General features: G+C 67.3%; 1 protein-coding gene. It reads right to left on the bottom strand.

Translation table 11 applies throughout. From position 1 onward, the window contains the following. Positions 1–557, bottom strand: a 557-nt coding sequence (locus BN2503_RS19160) for a transposase (protein ID WP_148639797.1), incomplete at both ends; no start/stop codon positions are given.

Genomic DNA, 557 nt, shown 5'->3' with positions numbered 1-557 from the left:
CATGTGCCGGATGCCGGCAAACGCATGTTCGACCCGGGCACGCTTGCTGGCAATGCGCTGGTTGCGCCGCTTCTGGCACTCGCTCAGGGGCTGGCCCGGCTGGGCCCGGCGCTGCATCGCGTCCACGAAGCCCAGCACTTGCAGCATCTGCCGACGCTGCCGGCTCGCGTAGGCCTTGTCCGTGTGCACGTTGCGCCCGGTGTTGTGCATGTCCAGCACCTCATCGAAGTGGTGTCCGTCGTGCTCGCTGGCCGTGCCCGTGGCGATGCGGCGGATGAAGCCGTGCTTGAGATCCACGCTCACGCTGAGCTTGTAGCCGAAGTAGCTTTTGCCGTGCTTTTTCGTGTGTGTGGCATCCACATCCTTTTGCCGGCGCTCGGCCTCGCTCCAAGCGGGCGTTCTGCCTTCGGCCAGGGCCTCGCGCTCCTGCCTGTCCAGGCGCTGGCGCGGCGCGGGCACCAGCGTCGCATCGATGGCTTGTCCGCCCCGGGCCATGTAGCCATGGCGGTGCAGTTGCGCATCCACTCCCTGGAACAGCACCGTGGCCCCATCCACGC

Origin of the sequence: Paenacidovorax caeni (assembly GCF_001298675.1) — a bacterium.
Taxonomy (GTDB): domain Bacteria; phylum Pseudomonadota; class Gammaproteobacteria; order Burkholderiales; family Burkholderiaceae_C; genus Paenacidovorax; species Paenacidovorax caeni.
The sequence above is the reverse complement of the archived record's forward strand: the minus strand, read 5'-3'. Positions and strand labels throughout refer to the sequence as shown.